This is a genomic window from Paenibacillus sp. VTT E-133280 (genome assembly GCF_002264385.1).
GTDB classification, from domain to species: domain Bacteria; phylum Bacillota; class Bacilli; order Paenibacillales; family Paenibacillaceae; genus Paenibacillus_AQ; species Paenibacillus_AQ nitricinens.
On the sequence record NZ_NFUX01000140.1, the window covers coordinates 1 to 4,947 of the forward strand.

Annotated in this window: 5 protein-coding genes; all 5 read right to left on the reverse strand. The window is 37.8% G+C overall.

Annotated elements, in window-relative coordinates; all coding sequences use genetic code 11:
• Positions 1 to 96 precede the first annotated feature (96 nt).
• Positions 97 to 603, reverse strand: coding sequence for a hypothetical protein (locus tag CA600_RS30335; RefSeq protein ID WP_094874798.1), 507 nt, complete (start codon positions 601 to 603; stop codon positions 97 to 99).
• Between the two features lie 221 nt (positions 604 to 824).
• Positions 825 to 1,418 carry a phosphotransferase-like protein gene (locus CA600_RS30340; protein WP_094874802.1) on the reverse strand — a complete coding sequence of 198 codons (594 nt, stop codon included), beginning with the start codon at positions 1,416 to 1,418 and terminating at the stop codon, positions 825 to 827.
• 313 nt (positions 1,419 to 1,731) lie between these two features.
• Positions 1,732 to 2,709 (reverse strand): phosphotransferase enzyme family protein, encoded by a 978-nt coding sequence (locus CA600_RS30345; protein WP_094874799.1) that lies wholly within the window; start codon positions 2,707 to 2,709, stop codon positions 1,732 to 1,734.
• Between the two features lie 77 nt (positions 2,710 to 2,786).
• Entirely contained in the window at positions 2,787 to 3,449 is a 663-nt protein-coding gene (locus tag CA600_RS30350; RefSeq protein WP_094874800.1) for a hypothetical protein, read from the reverse strand.
• A 460-nt stretch (positions 3,450 to 3,909) separates the two neighbouring features.
• Positions 3,910 to 4,314, reverse strand: coding sequence for a GNAT family N-acetyltransferase (locus tag CA600_RS30360; protein ID WP_094874801.1), 405 nt, complete (start codon positions 4,312 to 4,314; stop codon positions 3,910 to 3,912).
• Between the last annotated feature and the right edge of the window lie 633 nt (positions 4,315 to 4,947).

Genomic DNA, 4,947 nt, shown 5'->3' on the forward strand with positions numbered 1-4,947 from the left:
ACTTCGTTATGCGCTAGTTATGGCCGTCCATGTGGACTCATCCGTTCTTCATCCACCTCATAAAATATTCGAAAAACGGTTGAACTATCCTGCCTATTAGCTTAGTCTTGTCCCTTTTGTAAGATCCAGATTGTTACTATCTCTTAACCTGATCACTTTCTCATTGTATCTATTCAACTTGGCATCAAAACTGTTTCTACTTTGTTCAAAATCCCTCGTCCATTTGTACATCATCTTCAACATCATGATATCTGGTTTATAGTGACACTTTTCAATCCCAAGTTTCTGCTTGATAAATCGTGTTAAGATTCTGACCCTTCGCTTCCACAATGGAGTATCAAGGAATATGATCGTATCTGCCATTTGATACAAACATTGATAGGAATCTCTATCTGTTCCTTCGAATATCCACGCTCCTTTAATATCGATCTCCTTTATAATTTCGAATTGTTCTTCTGCGGAACGTTTGTACCGTCCCGTAGCTGTATTATGATGGACTATGGAATCAAGTTCATACCAGGGTAGACTGAATTTCTGGGATAATCGTTTAGCGAATGTCGTTTTACCGCTAGCAACAATTCCAATAATGAGGATTTTTTTCATTCCTGTTCAAGCTCCCTAGATCGGCGAAATGTTTGACTAATTATCTATTCGCAATAGTCGCAGATTCCCCTTTTGCTGTCCTTCGTTTTAACATTACTTATTAAAGTAGCCTGCCCGTTAGTTGAATAAAGGTACTTGATCGCGTTAACTGAACGGCTGCCTTATCGTGTTTATTGAGCTATTGCCTCACGTTAGATTAATTCCGAATTCCCTCGAGCTATCTAGGAAACACAAACATTTCTTTTACTTAATTTTTTAAATGCGAGATATTCCTTATTGGACTTAATAAAACTTAATGTCTTTTCGGCACACTCTATTGGATTCATCTTTTCTATATTTACTTTGAGATCATATTCATCAATGGAATATACTGTATTGAACTGTGAAGCTGCTAATCCAATCTTTCTATCTCCTCTTATTTGCTCTCTTCTTATGAGTTCTTCTTTCGAGCATATTATACCTATAAATAATGTAGGCTGATCAAAAAATACATCAAGACACTCATTAAACCACTTGTCATTTTCGATTGCGGTATCTACTATTACATTCAAACCCATTTTTGAAAACAATTTAACTGTCGAATAGTACATTGAGACTAAGGAATCAAACATTATTTGTGCGATAACATGCTCATCTACTTCTCTTGTAGGTTCAATATCTGAAAATTTATGTTTAAAAAAGTTCTTGATAAAAACATCTATTGATAAATGATGAAATAGAATCTCTTTCTGATTTATCAGTTCATTAGAAATACTAGTCTTTCTATCACCCTCACCTATAAGTTTTGCGTATCTTTCAGATAACGTTATATTCATAAATTTTATAAAATTATCCAACTCAGATAATATTCGAGAAGCAATTGAACTATCCTGCCTATCGTATTACGTTCAACATCCGCCTCTGATTTCACAAAATCATAATAAACAGCGACATCACAATGTAGGTCATTCCTTTCCTTCACAACAAAAAACCTCCCCAAACCCCTAAGGGTGAGGAAGGCTTAAACGCGTCACTTCCGAAAACATAGCCAGCTATATTTTCAGCTCAACAACTGCTTGTAAACGGCCTTTAAATAGAAGATGATAATTGACTATCATTTCCCATTAATTCACCGATAAAGGTTCCTATTTATATTTTATAAAATATACTTTCACCATTAAGAAATGGACGACAATACTCTGCGCATAATTTAGGCATTTTTTCACGCATCCAGGCATGGACATGTTCATTCTCCAACTGGAAGACGTAATACCCGATAATAGCGACCAGCATAAAACCTTCCAGCTGCAGTAGATCATTCGCTATATTTTCGTGCTCTCTGTAATATCCCTTAAGGAAAGTATCTCTTCGATCGGATGGCAGCATCATAGCTCCCATGGCTACATCAAGCAAGGCATACCCGGTTCCGAAAAAGCCAAAATCAATAAAGCGCGCCTCTCCTTCGGTTGTGATGATGATGTTCCCCATACACAAGTCCCCATGAATAAGATCAGGGCCAGCCTCCCCGCCATGGTCAACCAACCGGAAGTTAATCAATTGCAGCGTTTGTTCAATGACATTGGCATCAGAAGACGTAAATAGATTCTTTTTCACACCCGAATGGATCACACGGATCATCCGTTCATTATAGGCTCTGCCTTGACTCGGACGAATCTTTATATCTGAATATTTGTACTGCCGAAAAAAAGTATGCAGCTCTGCTAATTGCAATCCCAGTTTTTTTACCAGTTCAAGATTGTTAACATCATTCTTAATCATGTCTCTTCCATCCAGCCAGGTTAGGACAGAGCAGTTCAAAAGCTCACCTTCGTATTCGACGATCGTAATTAATTCACCATCTTTGTTTCTTATAGGAGTCTGTATTTCGTTGATGCTCCAGCTTCCCAGCTCCTCAAGCATTTGCAATTCTCCAAGAATGCCGTCGTGTGTATGCTGCAGACCTTTCATGTCATCTATAAAAGGGTCATGAATGCGAAGTAAATATGATTTTCCCATTCTGTCATTTACACGATATGTTCTGTTCTCGTTATGCCTTAAAAAAATAATCTCAGGTTGTTGGATATCGTCGTATCTACCTAGTAAGTCCAAAAGTTTCTCGTTCGTCATAAGGACTCCTTTAAAAAAGAAGGATTTTTTTATTCGATTTTGGTATAAAGTATAAAAGAGATATCTTTCTTTTCATTTCAAGTCTCCTTGGAGATATTATACGCGTCAGTTGAATCGATGTTGTACCAAGGTTCTGTTCCCCATACGGATTCTCGGGCAACATATACTAGCTCTTTATCCTTACAAATAAAAATATCTTTTGGAATATCCTTATACGAATCAAACAGGTGATCAGGTAAAATTGCAGCATCAAATGCCCAAAGTCCCTCTTGCTGACCTGACACTAACGCCTCCCAAGGCGCTCCATCCATAGCTTCATTTGTGAAAAACACTCCAGTTTGTCTAAACTCCTCAGAGAACTTAGTCATAATCCGCCAAATCAAGGATTGATATTGACTTCGTACTTGTCCTATTCTCCAATCGTGTTCTATCTCTTCTGTCCAAAACAAGATACTAATTTCCAGATATGATTCTTTTAATTCCTCAATAACTTTAGGTGTCCAGCCTAGTACATATGGCCGTAAATGGAGTTGGAACCCGTTATTTTGGTACAACTGAGGCTCAGCATCGCCACCAACGTACATAAAACCATTTTCTGAAACTTCCCATTCCAGCTCACTATTAAAGTATCTAGAATCAAGTCCCAGCGAGTTTATTACTCCTGAAAAGAGCCTGATAACGTCTTGGAAATTGAATTGATCACATATTATATAAGTTTGGATTTGAGAATATTCTGGCATGAGAACACACCTCTTGGGATCAATGGTCTTTATTACCATTATACTCCATTGTGTTCGCCTTCGGCACTGCGCTAAACTGCCCATTAGTTGAATAGCCGCAGATTTCTAAAAAGGGATTTACCGCAATAATATGCTAAAAAATCGTCGATACATTTCTCTCTTGCTCTCGCCGCGGAGTTGTGCGTTTATTTGCGCGTTTGAGGCTTTCTCATGATTCAGCATACCTTGATGAAATCCAATGAGGCACCGTTATCAAGGAGTTTACACACACAGGTATGTCGAATGCGATGCCCTAGACTGCTTGGCTTCAAACGATCTGCTTGTTTCATCAAATATTCCTTCAGTATAGTCAACGTAATCTCCATTATCTCGGTATCGCCTAGTTCCGTCATTAGCATTTTTGTTCTGAAGAGTGTAGGCGTTCAATGTTCTCGGACTATAGCGTGTCCCTTTAGTTCAATCATATCAACTCTGAGATAAACATTGGTGTAGCTCCATCCTCTGTATTAAAGCCAAATTTATTATAGAAATCCACTGCATGAGGATATGAAATTAATACTTTTGTTTTACATCCTTTATATCTTTCAAGCATTATCTTCATCATTTCCTTACCTATACCTATACTCTGATAACTCGGATTAATAAGCATATAATGAAAATATACCGTTAAAACACCATCTGACAAAGCATTTATTAAACCGACAAGCTTTCCTCCTTCCCAAGCAGTAACAAGTGAATGAGACCCTCGTATTGCTTGTAAAAGCTCGTTTGGATACTTGCCAGACTCCCATTCTACCGAAAGAAATAACTCTTGGAGTGCATCCTTAGTGATATCCTCTTTGCTTGAAGCGTAATAAATACTCACCCCTATACCTTCCTTTCATAAAACTAACTACGGCACAACATCTGTTTTAAACTCCCATATTTCGATGGTTTTGCAATCCTTACGAAGCCATAAAATAAAACCGACAAAGCAATTTCGGATTTCTCAAAATGAACAATCACTTTATTTACCTCAATATACTATTAAAAATATGTATAGAAAATGGATTAACTGAAGTGGAATTTGCATTTAATTACATTAGAGAATTCATGAGAATACTTCTTTTACTTAAGCATAAGAGGCTTATATCGTTAATTTTCCCGTTAGCGTAATTGACAGCTATACGCTCAACGCTTTAAGTGGTTTGTCTAAATACTTGTAAATTCCTTACTCCATTCTTCGAATGTCGTTAATCGAGTCTTCCTTTATTTCGGCTGAGGTCCCATCCCCGTTAACCTCCCGTTAGCTTAATAGAAAAGAAGAGCTACCTTATAGGAAGCTCCTCCACTAACGTTCTCCGTAAGCTCAATGACTTATCTAAAATCGGAATAAAATGCTGCTAACGTTACAAATATCAGAATTGGTGGACTCAGCCTCTACCGGAAATTCTCTACACACTCATGTAGAAAGGCGTCTAGCGTTCGTGGCTCTCTGCCGAGCAAGCGCTTCACAGTG